The organism is Bradyrhizobium sp. LB11.1 (assembly GCF_040549385.1).
Taxonomy (GTDB): Bacteria; Pseudomonadota; Alphaproteobacteria; order Rhizobiales; family Xanthobacteraceae; genus Bradyrhizobium.
In genome coordinates, this window is the sequence record NZ_JBEPTH010000001.1 from 391,387 (window position 1) to 410,005 (window position 18,619).

Sequence of the window (18,619 nt, forward strand, 5' to 3'; positions counted from 1 at the left end):
ACGGGCGGATGCAGATCCCCTTGCCCGGCGGCGGTTGACCCGGGCCTCGGCCCGGTCGCACATTGCGCCTCGTCAACGACAAGCGAGTGCGCGATGCCTGATCTCTCCAATGAAACTCCCTACGCCGACGGCAAGATCATCACACACGTCGCCGGCGGCGTCGGCGTCATCACCTTCAACAATCCTGACAAACGCAATGCGATGTCGCTGGAGATGTGGGAGGGATTTGGCGAGGCGCTGACAAGCCTGCGCGACGACGACGCAGTCCGCGTCGTGATCATGCGCGGCGCCGGCGGCAAGGCGTTCGTATCCGGTGCCGACATCAGCCAGTTCGAGAAGGTCAGGCACAATGCGGCCGCTTCGGAAGAGTACGGCAAGCGTAGCGCCGCCCAGCGCGCGCTGCTCGCCGACTATCCCAAGCCGACGATTGCCTGCGTCCAGGGCTTTTGTCTTGGCGGCGGCATGCAGGTCGCGATGCTCGCCGACATCCGGATCGTTGCGCATGACAGTCAGTTCGGCATTCCCGCGGCAAGGCTCGGCATCGCCTATGGCTATGACGGGTTGAAGCACCTGGTGTCGCTGGTCGGCCCGTCCTGGGCGCGGCTGCTGATGTACACGGGCATGCGCATCGATTCGACCGAAGCGCTGCGCATCGGCTTGGTCGAACGCGTGATCCCGGACGACCAGCTCTGGGGCGAGACCATGGCGATCGCCGCGACGATCTCGCACAATGCGCCGCTCGCGATTAAGGCCGCCAAGATCACCATCGCTGAGGTGCTGAAGGACGAAAGCGCCCGCGACATGGATGCGATCAAGGCGATCGGCACAGCCTGCATGGACTCGGCCGATTTCCGCGAAGGTCGGCAGGCCTTCATGGAAAAGCGCAAGCCGCAGTTTGAGGGGCGATAACCCGCCTCGTCATTGCGAGGAGCCCTTGCGACGAAGCAATCCAGACTATCTCCGCGGAAAACAGTCTGGATTGCTTCGCTGCGCTCGCAATGACGATGGGGATGAATTCTACAGCGCCGCGAGCACAGCCTTCGTAATATCGGCCGTTCCGTTGCTGCCGCCAAACTCCATCGGCTTGAGACCGCCGGCATAGGCCTGATCCACCGCGCGCTCGATCTGCTCGCCGGCTTCCGCCGCACTCTCGACGCCGTGCTTGTCGGCGAACCAGTCCAGCATCATCGCTGCCGACAGGATCATGCCGGTGGGGTTGGCCTTGCCCTGCCCCATGATGTCGGGCGCGGTGCCGTGGCACGGCTGGAACACGGCGTATTTGTCGCCGATGTCAGCCGACGGCGCCATGCCGAGGCCGCCGATCAAGCTCGCGGTGATGTCGGAGACGATGTCGCCGAACATGTTCTCCATCACCATCACGTCGAAATCCCAGGGGCGCTTGACCAGCATCGCCGAGCACGCATCGACATAGAGGCGATCGGTCTTCACCTCGGGATGCTTCTTCGCGATCTCGTCAAAAATGCCGCGGAAGAATGCGAATGCCTTGAACACGTTCGCCTTGTCGACGCAGGAAAGCTGCCCCGGCTTGCCGCGCGCCTTGCGCCGCTCGGCGAGGCGAAACGAGAAGTCGAACAGCCGCTCGGAGGTCTTGCGCGTGATCACCATGGTTTCGCGCGCGTCCTCATGCGTCACGACGCCCTTGCCCATCGAGGCGAACAGGCCTTCGGTAGACTCACGGATCACGACGAGATCGATGCCGCGCTTGTCGGCGCCGACGATCGGGCTCGGCACGCCCGGAATGAGCCGCGCGGGCCTCACGCCGGCATAGAGATCGAAGATGAAGCGCAGCTCGATCTGCGGCGCGATCTCGGTATTGTCGGGGTAACGGACCGACGGCAGACCGCAGGCGCCAAGCAGGATTGCATCCGCCTCCTCGCAGAGCTTGATGGTCGTATCCGGCATCGACTTGCCGGTCGCGCGATAATTGTTCGCGCCGGCCGGCGCCTCGGTGAAGCGGAAGCGCAAGTCCGACTTCGCCTCGATTTTGCGCAGCACCTCGATCGCGGGCGCCATGACTTCGGGACCGATGCCGTCACCGGCGAGCACGGCAATGTGGAGGGCGTTGTTTGCGGACATTCAAGAGTTCCTGCGCAAAGAAAGATGTGGTTCGTCATTGCGAGGAGCGAAGCGACGAAGCAATCCAGACGGTCTCCACGGATGGATTTCTGGATTGCTTCGCTTCGCTCGCAATGACGGAGGAGAGAGCGTTCGTTACGGCGTCAGCACCGTGCGTCCGACTACCGCGCCCTGCTGCAATTGCACCAGCGCGTCGTTGGCCTTGTTAAGCGGCTGCCTTGTCACCGGGATCGGCGCTACGTTCTTGGCTCGCACGAGGTCGAGCAATTCCTGCGTCTCGCGCAGATTGCCGACATAGCTGCCCTGGATCGTCACCGCCTTGATCGGGATCAGCGGCAGCGCCCAGGTCGCGCCACCGCCGAACAGGCCGACGATGACGAGCTTGCCGCCTTTGGCCAGGCAGTCGAAACCGAGCTGCGTCGTCGCGGCATTGCCGACCAGATCGATCACGGCGCGGATCGGCCCGCCGGCTTTCTTGGCAAGCTGCTCCAGCGCATCCGGTGCCTTGGGATCGACCGTCGCCAGCGCCCCGGCCTTCTCCGCGGCCTTGCGCTTCTTCGCATCGATGTCGAGCATGATCGCGCCCTTGCCGCCCATTGCTTTCAGCAGCGACAGCGCCATCAGGCCGAGACCGCCGGCGCCGAACATCACGATCGGCGTGTCAAAGTGCTGCTCGACCTTCTTCAGCGCGCTGTAGGTGGTGACACCCGAGCAAGCATAAGGCGCGGTCGTCGCGGGATCGAGCCCTCTGAGGTTGAGCAGATAACGCGGATGCGGAACCAGCATGTGATCGGAATAGCCCCCATCGCAATAGACGCCGAGCGAGCGCGGCGTCGCGCACATGTTCTCGTCGCCGGCGACGCAAACAGCGCACTTGCCGCAGCCGATCCAGGGATAGACGAGGCCGACATCGCCGAGTTTCAGATCGCCCTGATCAGTGGGCTTTACGTCGGGGCCGAAAGCGGCGATTTCGCCGACGGTCTCGTGACCCATGGTCAGCGGCAGCTTGATGCCACGGTCCTTCAGCGACAGCGGCTTGCGGCCGTGGCCGAGATCGTAGCCGCCTTCCCAGATGTGGAGATCGCTGTGGCAGACGCCGGCGGCTTTGACCTTGATCAGCACTTGCGTGCCGGACGGCTGCGGCGTCGCCTCGTCGAACTCCTGCAGCGGCGCCTTGAAATCGGCGACCTTGAAACTCTTCATCGGCGTCCTCCTGCATACGTCTTCTCGCCCATCACCATGCCACGAGCGGCGGGACGAGACAAACCTGGACCTGTCTTAGTTCAGGCCAGCGGATGGTGGCAAGCCGCGAACTGACCGGGCACGACCTCGCGCAACTCCGGCACCTCCGCGCTGCATCGCTGATCCGCCCGCGGACAGCGGGTGCGGAAGCGGCAACCGGACGGCGGCGCAATCGGCGATGGCGGCTCTCCGATCGCCACGCTCTCGACCGGACGCACATCCGGATCGGGTACCGGGATCGCCTCCAGCAGCAGCCCGGTATAGGGATGCGCAGGTCTTGCGAACAATTGCTCCGATGGGCCGACCTCGCAGAGCCGGCCGAGATACATCACCGCGACGCGATCGCTGACCGCTTTGACCACGGCGAGGTCATGCGCGATGAACAGCAGCGTCAGGCCGAACCGCGCTTTCATCTCCTCCAGCAGATTGAGGATCTGCGCGCGGATGGAGACGTCGAGCGCCGACACCGGCTCGTCGCAGACGATGAATTCCGGATTGAGCACCAGCGACCGCGCAATGCAGATGCGCTGGCACTGGCCACCGGAGAATTCGTGCGGCAAACGGCCTGCGACGAGATCGGGGTCGAGCCCGACCGCAGACAGCACCTCGTGAACGCGCCGCTTGCGCTCGGCAGCATCCTTGACACCGTCGATGATCAACGGCTCGGCGACGATGTCACCAATGCGCCGGCGCGGGTTGAGCGAGGCGATCGGGTCCTGGAAAATCAGCTGCACACGCCGGCGCATTTTTCGCAGCGCTTCGCCCTCCATCGCGGTAAGGTCTTCGCCGTCGAACAGCACGCGGCCACTCTTGGCGCGGCGCAATTGCAGCACCGCGCGGCCCAGCGTCGACTTGCCGCAGCCGGATTCGCCGACCAGCCCGAGCGTCTCGCCGCGCGCGACATGGAGACTGACACCGGAAACGGCGTGCACCGTCTTGTTGCCGAGGCCATATTCGACGACGAGATTGTCGACGCTCAGAAGCGGCTCATTGCGCACGGCGAGCTGCATCATGCGCCAACCCCCTCCGCCATCTGGATCGGGTGGAAGCAAGCATAGAGATGTCCCGGCATCTCGGCGGTTTTCAGCTCGGGCTTGGCCTCGTGACAACGCCCCGCGGCATGGCGGCAGCGCGGCGCGAAGGAGCAGCCCTTGAGCGGCCGCGTCGGATCGGGCGGACGGCCGGAGATGGCGGGCAGTGGCGTATGCGGCGCTGTCTCCAGCTTCGGGATCGCCGCCAGCAGCGCCTCGGTGTAGGGCATGTGCATCCGCTTGAACAACGCCTGCGTCGGCGCGCGCTCGACCACCCTGCCCGCATACATCACCGCGACCTCGTCGGCTCGACCGGCGACGACGCCGAGATCGTGGGTGATGATGATCATCGCCATGTGGCGGCGGCGCTGCTCGCGCGCCAGCAGATCGAGGATCTGCGCCTGGATGGTGACGTCGAGCGCTGTGGTGGGCTCATCCGCGATCAGCAGTTTCGGCTCGCAGGACAGCGCGATCGCAATGGCGATGCGCTGGCGCATGCCGCCGGAGCATTGATGCGGATATTGCGCGAGCCGCTGCTCCGGCGCCGGAATGCCGACGGCGGCGAGCAACTCGATGCTGCGTTTTCGCGCGGCGGGCGCGTCAAGCTCGAGGTGCTCCTGGATCGTCTCCATCAACTGGGTGCCGATGGTGAGCACCGGATTGAGCGAGGTCATGGGATCCTGGAACACGACCGCGAGGTCGCGTGCCCGCAGGCGCCGCAGGCTTTCAGGCGCGAGCCTGACCAGATCCTGCCCGTCGAACATGACGCGTCCGGAGAGCTTCGCCTTCTTCGGAAGGAGTTGGAGGATGGCGCGCGACAGCATGGTCTTGCCGCAGCCGGATTCGCCGACGATGCCGAGCGTGCGGCCCGCCTCCAACGACAAATCGACATGATCGACCGCGCGCAAATTGCCGCGCGGGGTCGGCAGCTCGACCGCGACGTCCTCGATGGTCAGCAGCGGTGGACTCACAGCGCCCCCTGACGCGGGTCGGTCAGTGCCCGCATGGTGTCGCCGACGAGGTTGAACGCCAGCACGGTCAGGAACAGCCCGGCCGCCGGCAGAAAGGCGAGCCGCGGCGCGGCGTCGAGACTGTCGCGCCCCTCGCCGATCATGCTGCCCCAGCTCGCCATCGGGGGCGGCACGCCGAGCCCGAGGAAGGACAGCGCGCCCTCGACCACGATGGTGACGGCGACGCCGAGCAGGAAGAACGCCAGCAGCGGCAGGATCACGTTCGGCAGCAGCTCGCGCAGCACGATGCGCGCGTGGCTGGCGCCCAGCGCTTCAGCCGCGATCACGAATTCGCGCCGCGCCAGGGTCAGCGTCGCCGCGCGCGCCACCCGCATGAAGGCGGGAATGCCGAGCACGCCGAGGATGATGGTGAGGTTGGGAATGGACTGGCCAAGATAGGCGGTCACCGCGAGCGCAAAGATCAGCGGCGGAAAGGCCAGCAGCACGTCCATGCTACCGACCACCAGCGTCTCGAACCGGCCGCGGAAATAGCCGGCGAGCAGACCCAGCGCGCCGCCGAGCGTCAGGCCGATCATCGGCGCGATCAACCCGACGGTCAGCGACACGCGCGCGCCAAAGATCAACCGGGCGAACTCGTCGCGGCCGAGCCCGTCGGTGCCGAGCCAGTGCTCGCTCGAAAAGGCCGCGCGGCGCTCCAGCATGTCCATATCGGTCGGGTTCTGCAGCGGCAGCACCGGCGCGAGGATCGCAAGCAAAAGGATGACGGCCAGCCAGAGGCTCGCGATCCAGAACAGCAGCCCGACCCGGCGCCTGCGCCGCACGGGCTCGGACATGGCTTCGTCCGGACGTGACAGCTCAAGCGTGGCCATGGCGGATCCTCGGATCGAGCACGGCGTAGAGCATGTCGACGATGAAGTTCACGATGACGAAGCCGCAGGCGACCAGCAACACCACGCCCTGGAGGATGACGAGGTCGCGGGTGTAGATCGCGCCAACCAGCAGCCGGCCGATGCCCGGCAGCGCAAAGATCGATTCCACGATCAGCGTGCCGCCGAGCAGGCGGCCGATATTGATACCGGTGATCGTCACGATCGTCAGTGACGATGGCTTCAGCGCATGCACGAACAGGATGCGCGAAGGCTTGAGGCCCTTCGCCTTGGCCAGCGCGATGTAGTCTTCCTGCAAGGTCGCGATCATGTCGGAGCGCAGCACCCGCATGATGCCCGGCCATTCCGCGAGCGCCAGCGTCAGCGCCGGCAGCACGAAGAAGCGCAGATTGGCCAGCGGCTCCTCGGTGAACGGCACATAGCCGGTCGCCGGCAGCCAGTGCAGTTCGACCGCGAAAAGATAGATCAGCAGGATCGCCATCAGGAAGGAGGGCATCGACAGCATTGCAAAGGCGCTGCCGGTCATGAAGCGGTCGAACGCGCCGCCGGCGCGTGCGGCGCAGGCGATCGCGAGGGGAACGCCGATCAGGAGCCCGATGAACTCAGCCATCAGCATCAGCTCGAGCGAGACCGGGATACGCTCGGAGACTGCCTGCAGCACCGTCTGCCCGGTGCGGAAAGAGCGGCCGAGATCGCCCTGGAGCACGTGGCCGAGCCAGCTCAGATAACGCCACCACAGCGGCTGGTCGAGCCCCATGTCGTGACGAAGCGCGGCAACCTTCTCCGGCGTCGCCTGATCGCCGAGAATGACATAGGCAAGATCGCCCGGCAGCAGCGAAGCGATCAGGAAGGTCAGCAGCGAGACGGCGAGCAGAACCGGCACAACGTACAGGAAGCGGCGCGCAACGAAGGCGACCATGCGCAGGCTATTCCTTCCAGACGCGGGACACGTCGATCATCCCGCTATACATCTTCGGCAGGCCTTTGATGTTCGCGCCAGACATTGCGTAATACGTATTCTGGAAGGTCCAGAACCATATCGCTTCCTGGTTGATCAGGCGCGTGGCCGCACAATAATCCTCAATGCGCTTGTCGACCGCTGCGGTCACGCGCGCGTGCTCCAGGAGCTTGTCCAGCTCCGGATTCGAGTAATTGGCCAGCGCCACCGGGCTGCCGGTGTGGAAGTTGGCGAACATCTGCGGATCGGGATCGGCAAGGTCGACGATGCGCCATGGAATGACCTGAAATTGCCGCATGAAGGCGCGCGGCGGAATGGTCGCCTGATCGACCTGATCGAGCTCCATGCTGGCGCCGACATTCTTCCAGAATTGCTGCAACACCTGGCCAACGATGCGGCCGCGCGGCGTCGCCGTCACCACCGTTTTGAACTCGACCGGCTTGCCATACTCCTTGATCAGCGCCTTGGCCTTCGCCGCATCGTACGGCAGCGCGCCGTCGTCCTTGCACTTGACCCATGAGCCGTCGCCGTACGGGTTGCTCGCGGGCTTGGCGAGCCCGTTGGTGATGGCTTGCGACATCTTCTTGCGGTCGATCGCCATCACCATCGCCTGTCGCACACGGACGTCGTCGAACGGCGGCGTCTTGGTATTGAAGGCGTAGACCTGAGCACCCGAGCCCGTGTAGCTGTGCACGGTCAGCTTCGAATCCTTTTGCGCCTTCTGAATGTTGTCGGGATCATACTCGTCGTCCCAGATGAGGTCGGCTTCGCCCGACTGCAGGCTGGCGAAGCGCGACTGCGCGTCGGGCAGCGGCTTCAGGATGATGCGATCGAGATAGATCTTGTCCTTGTCCCAATAATCAGGGTTCTTTTCCAGAACCATGCGGTCGCCGGCGGTCCAGGACTTCAGAATATAGGGTCCGGTGCCGACGGGATTGCGGTTGTAGTCGTCGCCCTTCGTCTTCCAGGCCGTCGGCGAATGCACTGCGGCGTTCTGGTTGGGATAGGACACCAGCGTCGGATAATTCACCGAGGGATCGTTGAGATTGACGACGACAGTCAGTTCGTCCGGCGCCTGAACGCTGTTGACGGCAGCGATGTAGAATGCGCACCGGCACTTGTTGGCGGGATCCTTCTGCCTGTCGAAATTGGCCTTGTAGGCCTCGGCGTTGAACGGCGTCCCATCGTGGAATTTGACACCGGGGCGGAGCTTGAACGTCCAGGACTTGAAGTCGTCCGAATGCGTCCAGGACAGCGCAAGCTTGGGCTGCGCCTCGCCCTTGTCGTCGAGATAGGTCAGCGTGTCGAAGATGGCGGCTGCCGGGGTGAGCGCGGCAGCATCGTAGACGCCGACCTTGAGCGGATCGAAACCGGGAACATCAAGCTCCAAGCCGACGGTGATGCTGCCGCCCGCCTTCTGCGCGTACGCCGGCTCAACCAGCGGAAGAAGCGCAAATGCCGCAACAAGGAAAATCGGCGCGCGCTTGCACGCCGCGGCAGCAATGTTCGTCATGGTTCCTCCCGGGATCCTCGTCCGATGTTTCGGATCGTTGAATGACTTGGAGGCGAGATTGGCGACAAATGCGCGCCACGGCAAGAGGAACACACGGGGTTCGATGACGCATGCGCGCGGCGTGACGGGCTCAGTTCGTCGCTTATGTTTTGCCTGACGGAATTGGCGCGGCGTCGCCAAGGCCGATCTCGTCCCGCAGTTCGCGCGTGTGTTCACCGAGCTCGGCCATGGTCTCGCCCGGCGTGGTGTCGGCGCCCGTCATTCGGAACGGCAGATTGAGCACCCTAAACGAGCCGCCTCCGTCCGCCACCGACGAGAGCGCCTGTCGGTGCACGAGCTGCGGATCAGCCAGGGCCTCACGGATGGTGCGATAGGCCGAAGCGGGCACGCCGGCAACGCTCAAGGCCACAAGACACGTGTCGGTCGACAGCTGCCGCGACCAGGCCTCGACGCCATCCATCATGTCGGCCCAGTTCTCGCGCCGTGGAGCATAGGAGGCAAAGCGCGGATCAGGGATCCATTCCGGCCGGCCGATCACGCCCATCAAGGCCTGGAACGTCTTCTCGCTGGCGACCGTGATCATGACATAGCCGTTGGCGGTCTCGGTCGGCCCGAACATCGGGCGCGGCGGCGGCTTCACGGCGAATTGCGAGCTCTGCAATTCGATGACCGTCAGCGTCAGCATCGACTCCAGCATGGAGACGTCGATGTGCTGGCCGAGCCCGGTCACGGTGCGCTGATAGAGCGCAGAGGCGATCGCGCCGAAGCCGTAGGTGCCGGTGACGACATCTGCATGGTAGATGCCGCAATAGTCCGGGCGGTTGCGCCCCGGCTGGTAGGCGAGATGCGCCATGTCGTAGCCGGAGGCGGCATGGATCACCGGCGCATAGGCCGGCAGCTCGGCCGAGGGACCGGTCTGGCCGTAGCCCGAGATCGAGCAGTAGATCATCTTGGGATTGACCGCGCGCAGATTGTCATAGTCGAGCCGGAGCCGGCGCATCACGCCGGGACGAAAGTTCTCGACCAGGATGTCTGATGTCGCGACCAGCCGGCGAACCGCCTCCTTGCCGTCCTCGGACTTGAGGTCGAGCACCACGCTCTTCTTGCCGACATTGAGCTGGCCGAACACGGTGCTACAGCCGTTGCGCAGCGGCGGCCGCGTCCGCATCGTCTCGCCATCGTCGGTCTCGATCTTGATGACCTCGGCGCCCATGTCCGCCAGCATCCGTGCGCAATGGGGGCCCGCAATGGTGGTCGAAAAATCCAGGACACGCAGGCCCGCGAAAGCCTTTGTCGTCATGTCTTTGTGCTTATTTGATAGCTGCATCCCCGGCCGCCCCTTAGGAACTATCGATGTTCTTTCTTGTTGATGCGCCGACCCTAGAGGGCGGCGACTGAGTAGGAAAGTCTTTACCGAACGAACGCGCCTTGCGGGGGCATTGGAATATCAGGGTAACTGGACCCGTTCTTGCATAGCAGCAAGCGGGCTCGGGCAGAGGGCACTGTTCTTGAGGGTCTTATTCGTTACGACAGAGATGGACGACTTCGTCCGCGTCGGCGGACTGGGTGCCGTTTCTGCTGCCCTCCCCAGAGCGCTCCGACCCTTCGCCGATATCCGGATCATGCTGCCCGGCTATCGCGACATCATCGAACAACTCACGCATATTCAGATTGTTGGCCGCTGCCCGGCATTCGCAGAGATGCCGGCCTGCTCGCTCGGCCGGGCCGCCACCAAGGACGGCTTGCCGGTCTATGTGCTGTTGTGCTCGCAACTCTACGACCGGCCCGGCAATCCCTATGGCGACGAGTCCGGGCGCGACTGGCCGGACAACGACATCCGCTTCGCGCGCTTTGCCTCGGCCGCCGCTGAGCTTGCCATGGGCACGCTGGACAAGAATTGGGCAGCAGACCTGATCCATGCCAATGACTGGCAGGCCTCGTTCGTGCCGGCCTACCTCGCGTGGCGCGGCGCCAGGCTGCCGTCGATCCTGACCATTCACAACCTCGCCTATCAGGGCCTCTTCCCGAAGGAATCGTTGCGCCGGATCGGCGTCCCCGAAAGCTCCTTCCACATCGACGGCGTCGAGTTCTACGACCAGCTCTCCTTCCTCAAAGCCGGGCTCGTCTACGCCTCGCACCTCACGACGGTCAGCGGCACCTATGCCCGCGAGATCACGACGGAGGAATTCGGCTGCGGCATGGAGGGCCTGCTTCGCGTCCGCTCCGACGCGTCCGAGCTGACCGGCATCCTCAATGGCATCGACGAGAGCTGGGACCCGCGCTCCTGCGCTCATCTCGCGCAACAATTCGGCGCCGGCGACTGGATCGGCAAGCAGGCCAATGCGGATTATGTCCGCAAGCAATTCGGGCTCGCGGTCTCGCGGGGACCGATGTTCGCGATCGTCGCGCGCCTCGTCCACCAGAAGGGCATCGACCTCGTGCTGGCGGCGGCCGATGAAATCGTCGATGCCGGCGGGCAGATCGTGGTCACCGGCTCCGGCGAGCCGGCGCTCGAGCAAGCCTTGGTCGACGCCCATCGCCGCCGCCCCGACGCCATCGGCGTCACCATCGGCTTCAACGACGCCCAGGCGCGCCGCATTTTTGCGGGGAGCGATTTTACATTGATGCCGTCGCGCTTCGAGCCGTGCGGGTTGAGCCAGATGTACGCCCAGCGCTTCGGCTCGCTGCCGATCGGCCACCAGACCGGGGGCCTTGCCGAAACCATCACCGACGGCGAGACCGGATTCCTGTTCTCAAGACCCTCGCACGAATCTTTCTTGGGCGGCGTCCGCCGCGCCTTCAAGGCGTTCATGGCCCAGGACCAACTCGACACCATGCGCCGCAGCGCCATGGGGCGGTCGTTTTCGTGGAGCATTTCGGCCGGGAGCTACAGCGCGCTGTATAGGAAGCTGGCGGCGGTGTGAGGCGGGCCGAGGCGCTTCGACACTCTCCGTCATTGCGAGGAGCGAAGCGACGAAGCAATCCAGACTGTCTCCGTGGCGGGATTCTGGATTGCTTCGCTGCGCTCGCAATGACGGCGTTTGTGGCGACCACCGAGGCCCTCACCCCTTCCCGCCCGCATCCATCTGCGGCCGGCCGATCCAGGCGCGGTTGAGGCAGCGGGTCATCCAGTCGGGCTGCGGCTCGCCGCGCAGCCGCGCCTGCGCTTCCTGATAGGGGCCGACGTAGCGCAGCCGGTCCGGCAATTTCGGATAGACGCGCCGGATCCATTTCAGCGCGCTGTCAACTGCTCTCTTATCGCGCTCGTCGAGGCCAAACCCAAAGCCCGCGCGCAGGCGTTCCGGCAGCAGGCTTGCCGTGAGTGCGCGATACCATCGCGGCGGCCGCAACCACGGACGCGCGCCACCAAAGATCTGCTTCGCAATCTCGCGGGCGGCCGGGCTGACGGTCAGCATGTCCGACTGCGCCATCGCCGCGTTATAGGCCGCAAAGCCGGACCAATCAGCCGGCAGATCATTCGCCGTCAATCCGAACAGCGCACCAAACGTTCGGCTCTCGATCCAGTAGCGCTCGCGCTCTTCCGCCGAGAACGGCGGCAGCACCAGATCGTGCGCCATCAGCGCGGTCTCGACCAGCGTCGCGTGAACCCAGCGCAGCGACGGGACGTCGTTGGCGCAATAGCGCGAGCCGGCCTCAAAGGGACCGACCGTCTCGGGCATTTCCCCGACGATCATGCTGTGGCGCCGGTGCAGCTGCCGCGACGACAGCATGGCCCGGTCGAGCGAGCCGAACACCATGGCAAAGACGATGTCGAAGGTACGATGGAAGCGGCCGATCGGATCGGCAAACGTTTTGGAATGCTCGGCGATGGCGGCCGCGACCCAGGGATGCGCGAGTTGCAGCAACAGCGCACGCCCGGCACCGAGAAAGATGACGGCTTCGCGGTCGATCCGCCAAGTCACGCTGTCAGGGCCGAACACGCCGGGCACCGGTCCCGCCGCGCCAATGCGGACCTGATCGAGGGCCAATTCCAGATCGTTTGCGGACACCACCTGCAGCGCCTTTCGACTGCGGACCGCTTACGATCCGCGAAGCCTGTGGCAATTCGATGAAGCGATGGCGCTATTCCGCGGCCAGCGGCATCTCGTCGATATGCTCATGCAGCACCACGCCCGACAGCGGATCGAACTCACCGATCCACGGCGCGCGCCTCAGCACCGAGCTTGTGTGTGCGTAGCCGGCGTCCCAGCGCTGCATGATGCCGGACGGGCTGAAGTCGATGTCCTTGGTATGGGTCTCGCGATCGAGCTGCGGTGCCAGCAACCGCACCACGTGCATGCGCGTCGAGCAGCCATAGCCGATCAGATCCCTTACCACGGGATCATCGCGCTCGCTCTCGGGCAACCGTGCCGCAAGTTGGTTGATGACGTGGCGCAGCCGATGGGCCTGCTGGTGACGCTCGATCTGGCTTGCGATCCGGCTGGAATATTGCACGTCCTTGTGCCGGGTCAGGACCTCCCCCATCGTCGTCGGCTCGGCGCCGGCGGGATTCCACAGATGCACGGAGAATATCAGCGAATTCCGGCGCGGGTTATCGTCGAACACGGCCTCCGTCGGCGAGTTCGAGAGAATGCCGCCGTCCCAATAGAGCTCGCCGTCGATACGCACCGCCGGGAAGGCCGGCGGCAGCGCGCCCGAGGCCATGATGTGTTTCACCGTCAGCTCGCCGTCGCGACTGTCGAAATAGCGCATCTGGCTACTGCCGACATGCGCCGCACCGACCGTGAGCCGCGGAGAGCCGCGATTGGCGAAGCCGAAATCGACAAGCTCGCAGAGCGTGGTCTCCAGCGGCGCGGTCGAATAGTACCCGGCACGATCGGCGCCGAGCGGATAGGATTCGCCGGCATGCGCCACCGGATTGGGCCGGAAGAAGCCTGGAATGCCGCCCGTAACGGTCGACCAATAAGCAAGCTTGTCGTCGAACCCGGGAATGCCGGTCCGCAGAGGCCAGACCGGAGTCTGCTCCATCCGCTTCCAGAACTCCTTCAGGCGCGCGAGCCGGTTCTCTGGCGCATTGCCGGCGATCAGGCTCGCATTGATGGCGCCAATCGAGGTGCCGATGACCCAGTCCGGCTCGATGCCCGCCTCGTGCAGGGCCTGGTAGACGCCCGCCTGATAGGACCCGAGCGCACCGCCGCCTTGCAGCACCAACACGATTTGTCCCGGCAGGTCCCTGGACCTGCCCGCCTCGGCGTTGCCCTGCATGCTCGTCACGCTCCTGCTCCAGAGAGCTTCTTCGCAAAATCCTCCGGCATTGTTACGCCCAGCGACCGCCGGCCGTCCAGCGACCATCGTCCGGATGGGGGTGCAGATGTCAGCGGAACCGACGGAGCGTTAACCCATCAGAACGCGCTTCTATACTGCGCGATCTCGCTGCGGGGACCGTAAATCCACATCGGCTCGCCGCACTCGCTTGGGCCGTGATCCGTCATGCATGCCGCGCTCCATGGCGGAGCTGCGATCTGGCGACCCTCGATCGGATTTGAATGCGAACGGCCGGTGACGGTGTTGATTCGAGGCCGCGCTGTCGTTGGCGTGGCCAGTGACTGAAGGAGCAACAAGGCGGCTAGAAGAGATGGAATCAATCTCGCTATCATCGGGCGTCTCCGTTGGCATGAACGCTTCCGATGACAGGACTTGCCTTGGAGACCTGATATTTCCCGGACACCAAATCGTGAGAACGGCAGTATCCTGGCCCTGCGCGGTCCGCAGCATCGAATCCGGTGCCACCCACCGCCTCGCCGCCAAAGCCGCCTTACCCGCCATGGCCGACTGACTCGTTCAGCCGGCCATTTCTTTTGTCGCGGTCATCCCCGTGCGCCGGGTTTCCGGCATCACGAAGAGGATCAGCAGCAAGCCCATCGCGGCGATGCTCGCCAGCCCGAAGAAGGCGGTGGCATTGCCGAACTTGTCGCTGACATAGCCGCCAAGCGCGGTGCTCAGCGACGCACCGATGCCGGTCGCGGTGCCGACGATACCCTGCGCGAGATTGAAGTGCCCGCTGCCGAAGGCGACATCGGCCACGATCAGCGGGATCATCACCGCGAACACCGCGGCTGTGAAGCCGTCGAACACCTGCACCGCTACCAGCAGGTAGGGATCGCGCACGGTGGCAAACAACAGGCCGCGGATCATCAGCGCGCCGAACCCGATCAGCAGCAACGGACGCCGGCCCCAGAGCTGCGCCTTGCGTCCGACTGTCGGCGACAACAGCGCCACGATCGCCTGCGGCACGACAATGCAGAAGGCAACGAGCACCGTCGCCCACTGGCTCGAACGCGCCGTCACGGCGCTCGCCATCAGCGGCATCATCGAGGCGTTCGCCAGTTGCAACAGCAGCACGCTCAGCGCAAAGACGATGAGCGGCTTCTGCCGGATCAGATGCCAGATATTGGTGTCGCCCCGATCTTCCGCCTCGCGCGGCATCGCGCCGTGACAGCGCGCAATATCGACCTCCTCCTCGCGGATGCGCGAGAGCGCGATCAGGGTCGGGATCGCGAGCAGGAAGGTGACCAGGAACACCGAGCGGCTCGAGAGCAGATAGCCGGCCGTGCCCATCACGGCAGCCGCAACGCCATTGCCGAGTGAAGCAAAGCGGGCGTTGCGGCCGAGCCGTTCGCCGATCTTGAGCGGACCGACCAGGCCAAGGCTGATCGCCGCGATGGCCGGCCCCAGCACGCAGCTCGCCGCCGCATGCAGCGTCGCCGCGGCAATCACGACGGGGAAGATCGGCATGGCCGCATAGGCAAGCGCGCAGCAGCCGATGGTCACGATCGCAAGTCCCGCGACCAGCCGCTCGGATTTCGCAGCGTCGATGATCGCGCCGCCCGGCATCTGCCCGACCAGCGCGACGATGCCGCCGATCGACAGCACGAGGCCGATCTCGACTTGCGTCCATTTCTGCGTTGTCAGATAGACCGCGATGAACGGGCCGAAGCCGGTCTGCACGTCGGCGAGAAAGAAGATGAACCAGTCGAGGCCGCGCAGGCTCCGGCGCGACGGCGCCGGAATGCCCGCAAGCAGGGGCGCGCCGACGTTGTCCGGTTCAACGCGTCCCTCGCGATCCGCATGGTTCGGCTTCCTCGACAAGAGCACAGGCGGTCAGCCCTCCCCCCTCCTCACTGGATGGCTTGCAGTGGTTGAAGACTGCCGGACGCGCCGAGCACGACCATCGGCGTGTCTTCCTTGTATTCCGGCGCGGCCGCGACCTGCGCCTTGGTCAATTCCAGTGTGATGCTGTCCTTCTTGTTCGTGATCTTGCCGAAACGCAGCGCGTTCCAGTCAACGACGATCTTGCGGCTGCCGACGCCGAGGAAGCCGCCGAAATCGATCACGGCGGCGCGAACATGGCCGGTGAGATCGACGATAACGTCGACGATATGACCCATGTCCTCGTCTGCCGCACTGCGTACGTCGCGTCCGAGCACGCCATGAGCGTCGCTGGCGCCGATGATGGTCACCGACGGCGGCGGCGCGGCGTCCTTCGGCGTCACCGGCACCACAGAGGCCGGCGGCTGCACCGTCGGGGGCGCATTCGCCTCGGTTGCAGCCGCGTGCGGTTCCTCCGCGGCATCCGATACGGCAACCGTCAATCCCGCGACGATCGCGACGCTAAAGGCAAACCATCCGGCGGTACGCATGAACCCTCCTTGCGCGCCGCTAGCGCGCCAGCACGATCGAGACCTGAATCTGGCCGCGCGTCCGCAGCACCTCCAGCGCCACGTCGTGGCCATGGCGGCTGATGCGCAGATCGACGCTGGACTCGCCCAGGCGCAGATCGTGCAGCACAACCTCGTTCAGGAACGCTGGCAGATGTGGATTGCGCAGGCGGATCTCGCTGCGCGCGACGTCGAACTCGATCCCCAGCGCCGCCTCCAGCAGCGTGAACGGCGTCGCGCTGGCCCAGGCCTGCGGCGCGCAGGCGACAGGATAAAGCGTCGGGCCGCGGCGTTTCTCGCGACGGAAGCCGCAGAACAATTCCGGCAGCCGGCGCAGATCCATGTAGGTCGCGGCATCGAACAGGCCCTTGAACACCTGCGCGACCGAGTGCTTGAGCCCGTAATGCGCGAGCCCCAGCGCGATCAGCGCGTTGTCGTGCGGCCAGATCGATCCGTCGTGATACGACATCGGATTGTAGCGCACTTCGCCGCGCGCGACGGTGCGGATGCCCCATCCGGAGAAGAAATGCGGCCCCATCAGGTCGGCCGCAACCAAGCGCGCGCGATCCTCGCGGATCATGCCGCTGAACAGGACCTGCCCGGCATTCGAGGTGCGCACCTCGCATCGCCGCTTCTTGCCGTCGAGCGCGACCGCGTAGGTTCCGAGTTCCTCGCACCAGAACGCCTCTTCGAAGCGCTCAGCGAGCGTCTTGGCCTCCGCTTCGAGCCTCTTGGCGACATCGGGTTTGCCCAGCTTCAGCGCGCATCGCGCGGCGAGCAGCTTTGCGACGTAGACATAACCCTGGACCTCGGCGAGCGCGATATTGCCTTCCGCGAGCTTGCCGTCGGCATGGAAGATGGCGTCGTAGGAGTCCTTCCAGCCCTGGTTGGCCAGCCCCTTTTCGGTGGCGCGCTGGTATTCGACGAAGCCGTCCTTGTCGGGATCGCCGGGACCGTCGATCCAGGCGAGCCCCGCCTCGATCGCCGGCCACAGCTCGACCAACGTCTTCTCGTCGCCGGTGCGCTCGAAATAGCGGCCGGCGAGCATGACGAACAAGGCGGTCGAGTCCACGCTGCCGTAATATTGCGAGAACGGCACTTCGCGCAGCGCCGCCATTTCGCCGCCGCGCATCTCGTGCAGGATCTTTCCCGGCGCGGCGTCAGCGAGCGGGTCAACCGCCTTGGCCTGGAAGTGCGCGAGCCGCCGCAATACGCCTTTCGCCACCCGCGGATCCACCCACAGCATCTGCAGCGCGGTGATCAGGCCGTCGCGGCCGAATGTCGTCGAGTACCAGGGAATGCCGGCATAGGGATAACGGCCCTGCGGCGTCTCGGTCATCAGCATGTTGAGGTCGGCCATGGCCTGGCACAGCACCTCGTTGAAGATATTGTTCGAGGTCTCGATGCTGGCCGCGCCGATCGTGGACTGCCGCATCTCGCGGCGATGCGCGAGCAGGCCCCGGAAGAACCGTGCCGGTTTCTCCGCGATGGGCCGGTTGCAGGACACGGCCACGAACAGCGATTTCGCCTCATGCGGATCCAGCTCGAGCTCCCAGGTCGCGGCATTGACAGAGAGCCGCGTCGGACGCGGATCGAAATGCAGCCCGGTGGTCCGCTCGACATCGTCGAGGCCGCGATATCCGAACAGCACGTCGGTCGGCCCGAGCAGCTTGCCGGTGCCTGTCCCACGGCGCGGCCGCCGCTCGCCGCGGACTTCGAACAGATCGGCAAAATCGTTGTCGAAAAGCAAAGTCAGCTCGAAGCTGGCGCGCTGCTCGCCATGGTTCTGCAACCCGATACGCTGATAGGCCGTGCCGCGCCACAGGAAGATCGTGCGCACGATGTGCAACAGGTCCTTTTGCAGGACAATGCGACCCTGACGATAGATGTCGGGATTTGTCAGGTCGACCGTCAATCCCGAATTGTCGTCACGCAGGTTCGAGCCGAGCAGCAACGGCTGGAGATCGTCGAGCACGAGCTCCAATCGCGCCAGATAGCGCGTGTCAGAATTGAAGAGGCCATCCGGCCCACCGGCCGAGGCGCCGATGTCGCCATGGCTGTCCAGCACGATAAACGTGTCGTCGTGCTTCAGTGACCGCCGCGGTCGCGCGGCGGGGCCCGTCATCGGAATGTAGAATGCCTGCTCCGCGACGGCCTCCACCGTCGGCGATGCCGGAATGATCTTGGTTGCGGCTTCGGCTGCCATGAGCTGCTCCCCTGCGGCTTGTTTCGTAACGCGAC

At 65.0% G+C, this 18,619-nt stretch carries 15 protein-coding genes; 2 read left to right on the top strand and 13 right to left on the bottom strand.

The window, feature by feature from the left end; genetic code table 11:
• The first annotated feature begins 93 nt into the window (after positions 1 to 93).
• Complete coding sequence (locus tag ABIA96_RS01725; protein ID WP_354135281.1) at positions 94 to 909, top strand: enoyl-CoA hydratase; 816 nt, start codon at positions 94 to 96, stop codon at positions 907 to 909.
• 108 nt (positions 910 to 1,017) lie between these two features.
• Here the strand turns inward: ABIA96_RS01725 and ABIA96_RS01730 are convergent, their stop codons facing one another.
• The 8 genes from ABIA96_RS01730 to ABIA96_RS01765 form a co-directional block, all read right to left on the bottom strand.
• Positions 1,018 to 2,097: an isocitrate/isopropylmalate dehydrogenase family protein gene (locus ABIA96_RS01730; protein WP_354135282.1), complete on the bottom strand. Its 1,080-nt coding sequence runs from the start codon at positions 2,095 to 2,097 to the stop codon at positions 1,018 to 1,020.
• A 135-nt stretch (positions 2,098 to 2,232) separates the two neighbouring features.
• Positions 2,233 to 3,300, bottom strand: coding sequence for an alcohol dehydrogenase (locus ABIA96_RS01735; protein WP_354135283.1), 1,068 nt, complete (start codon positions 3,298 to 3,300; stop codon positions 2,233 to 2,235).
• Positions 3,301 to 3,380: 80 nt separating this feature from the next.
• Positions 3,381 to 4,337, bottom strand: coding sequence for an ABC transporter ATP-binding protein (locus tag ABIA96_RS01740; protein ID WP_502918796.1), 957 nt, complete (start codon positions 4,335 to 4,337; stop codon positions 3,381 to 3,383).
• Between the two features lie 11 nt (positions 4,338 to 4,348).
• Positions 4,349 to 5,341, bottom strand: coding sequence for an ABC transporter ATP-binding protein (locus ABIA96_RS01745; RefSeq protein WP_354135285.1), 993 nt, complete (start codon positions 5,339 to 5,341; stop codon positions 4,349 to 4,351).
• Positions 5,338 to 6,210, bottom strand: coding sequence for an ABC transporter permease (locus ABIA96_RS01750; RefSeq protein ID WP_354135286.1), 873 nt, complete (start codon positions 6,208 to 6,210; stop codon positions 5,338 to 5,340). The genes ABIA96_RS01745 and ABIA96_RS01750 overlap by 4 nt, the downstream gene beginning before the upstream one ends.
• Positions 6,197 to 7,147, bottom strand: coding sequence for an ABC transporter permease (locus tag ABIA96_RS01755; RefSeq protein ID WP_354135287.1), 951 nt, complete (start codon positions 7,145 to 7,147; stop codon positions 6,197 to 6,199). Before ABIA96_RS01755 ends, ABIA96_RS01750 begins: the two co-directional genes overlap by 14 nt.
• Positions 7,148 to 7,154: 7 nt before the next feature.
• Positions 7,155 to 8,699: an ABC transporter substrate-binding protein gene (locus ABIA96_RS01760; RefSeq protein ID WP_354135288.1), complete on the bottom strand. Its 1,545-nt coding sequence runs from the start codon at positions 8,697 to 8,699 to the stop codon at positions 7,155 to 7,157.
• Between the two features lie 142 nt (positions 8,700 to 8,841).
• Positions 8,842 to 10,026 (bottom strand): CaiB/BaiF CoA transferase family protein, encoded by a 1,185-nt coding sequence (locus tag ABIA96_RS01765; RefSeq protein ID WP_354135289.1) that lies wholly within the window; start codon positions 10,024 to 10,026, stop codon positions 8,842 to 8,844.
• Positions 10,027 to 10,207: 181 nt separating this feature from the next.
• On the opposite strand from ABIA96_RS01765, the gene glgA reads away from it, so the two are divergent.
• Positions 10,208 to 11,623: a glycogen synthase GlgA gene (gene glgA, locus ABIA96_RS01770; RefSeq protein ID WP_354135290.1), complete on the top strand. Its 1,416-nt coding sequence runs from the start codon at positions 10,208 to 10,210 to the stop codon at positions 11,621 to 11,623.
• 138 nt (positions 11,624 to 11,761) lie between these two features.
• On the opposite strand, the gene ABIA96_RS01775 is transcribed toward glgA, so the two are convergent.
• The 5 genes from ABIA96_RS01775 to ABIA96_RS01795 form a co-directional block, all read right to left on the bottom strand.
• Positions 11,762 to 12,712 (bottom strand): oxygenase MpaB family protein, encoded by a 951-nt coding sequence (locus ABIA96_RS01775; RefSeq protein ID WP_354135291.1) that lies wholly within the window; start codon positions 12,710 to 12,712, stop codon positions 11,762 to 11,764.
• A gap of 70 nt (positions 12,713 to 12,782) precedes the next feature.
• On the bottom strand, positions 12,783 to 13,925 hold the full coding sequence (locus ABIA96_RS01780; RefSeq protein ID WP_354135703.1) for a DUF3734 domain-containing protein: 1,143 nt from the start codon (positions 13,923 to 13,925) through the stop codon (positions 12,783 to 12,785).
• 576 nt (positions 13,926 to 14,501) lie between these two features.
• Positions 14,502 to 15,815 carry an MFS transporter gene (locus tag ABIA96_RS01785; protein WP_354135292.1) on the bottom strand — a complete coding sequence of 438 codons (1,314 nt, stop codon included), beginning with the start codon at positions 15,813 to 15,815 and terminating at the stop codon, positions 14,502 to 14,504.
• A 23-nt stretch (positions 15,816 to 15,838) separates the two neighbouring features.
• Positions 15,839 to 16,360, bottom strand: coding sequence for a PRC-barrel domain-containing protein (locus tag ABIA96_RS01790; protein WP_354135293.1), 522 nt, complete (start codon positions 16,358 to 16,360; stop codon positions 15,839 to 15,841).
• A 19-nt stretch (positions 16,361 to 16,379) separates the two neighbouring features.
• Positions 16,380 to 18,584 carry an amylo-alpha-1,6-glucosidase gene (locus ABIA96_RS01795; protein ID WP_354135294.1) on the bottom strand — a complete coding sequence of 735 codons (2,205 nt, stop codon included), beginning with the start codon at positions 18,582 to 18,584 and terminating at the stop codon, positions 16,380 to 16,382.
• Between the last annotated feature and the right edge of the window lie 35 nt (positions 18,585 to 18,619).

Excerpts from the sequence above, each read along its gene's own strand:
- ABIA96_RS01750 (WP_354135286.1), bottom strand. The coding sequence starts at position 6,210 with ATGGCCACGCTTGAGCTGTCACGTCCGGACGAAGCCATGTCCGAGCCC.
- ABIA96_RS01795 (WP_354135294.1), bottom strand. The coding sequence starts at position 18,584 with ATGGCAGCCGAAGCCGCAACCAAGATCATTCCGGCATCGCCGACGGTG.
- ABIA96_RS01730 (WP_354135282.1), bottom strand. The coding sequence starts at position 2,097 with ATGTCCGCAAACAACGCCCTCCACATTGCCGTGCTCGCCGGTGACGGC.
- ABIA96_RS01760 (WP_354135288.1), bottom strand. The coding sequence starts at position 8,699 with ATGACGAACATTGCTGCCGCGGCGTGCAAGCGCGCGCCGATTTTCCTT.
- ABIA96_RS01755 (WP_354135287.1), bottom strand. The coding sequence starts at position 7,147 with ATGGTCGCCTTCGTTGCGCGCCGCTTCCTGTACGTTGTGCCGGTTCTG.
- ABIA96_RS01765 (WP_354135289.1), bottom strand. The coding sequence starts at position 10,026 with ATGCAGCTATCAAATAAGCACAAAGACATGACGACAAAGGCTTTCGCG.
- ABIA96_RS01725 (WP_354135281.1), top strand. The coding sequence starts at position 94 with ATGCCTGATCTCTCCAATGAAACTCCCTACGCCGACGGCAAGATCATC.
- ABIA96_RS01790 (WP_354135293.1), bottom strand. The coding sequence starts at position 16,360 with ATGCGTACCGCCGGATGGTTTGCCTTTAGCGTCGCGATCGTCGCGGGA.
- ABIA96_RS01735 (WP_354135283.1), bottom strand. The coding sequence starts at position 3,300 with ATGAAGAGTTTCAAGGTCGCCGATTTCAAGGCGCCGCTGCAGGAGTTC.
- ABIA96_RS01780 (WP_354135703.1), bottom strand. The coding sequence starts at position 13,925 with ATGCAGGGCAACGCCGAGGCGGGCAGGTCCAGGGACCTGCCGGGACAA.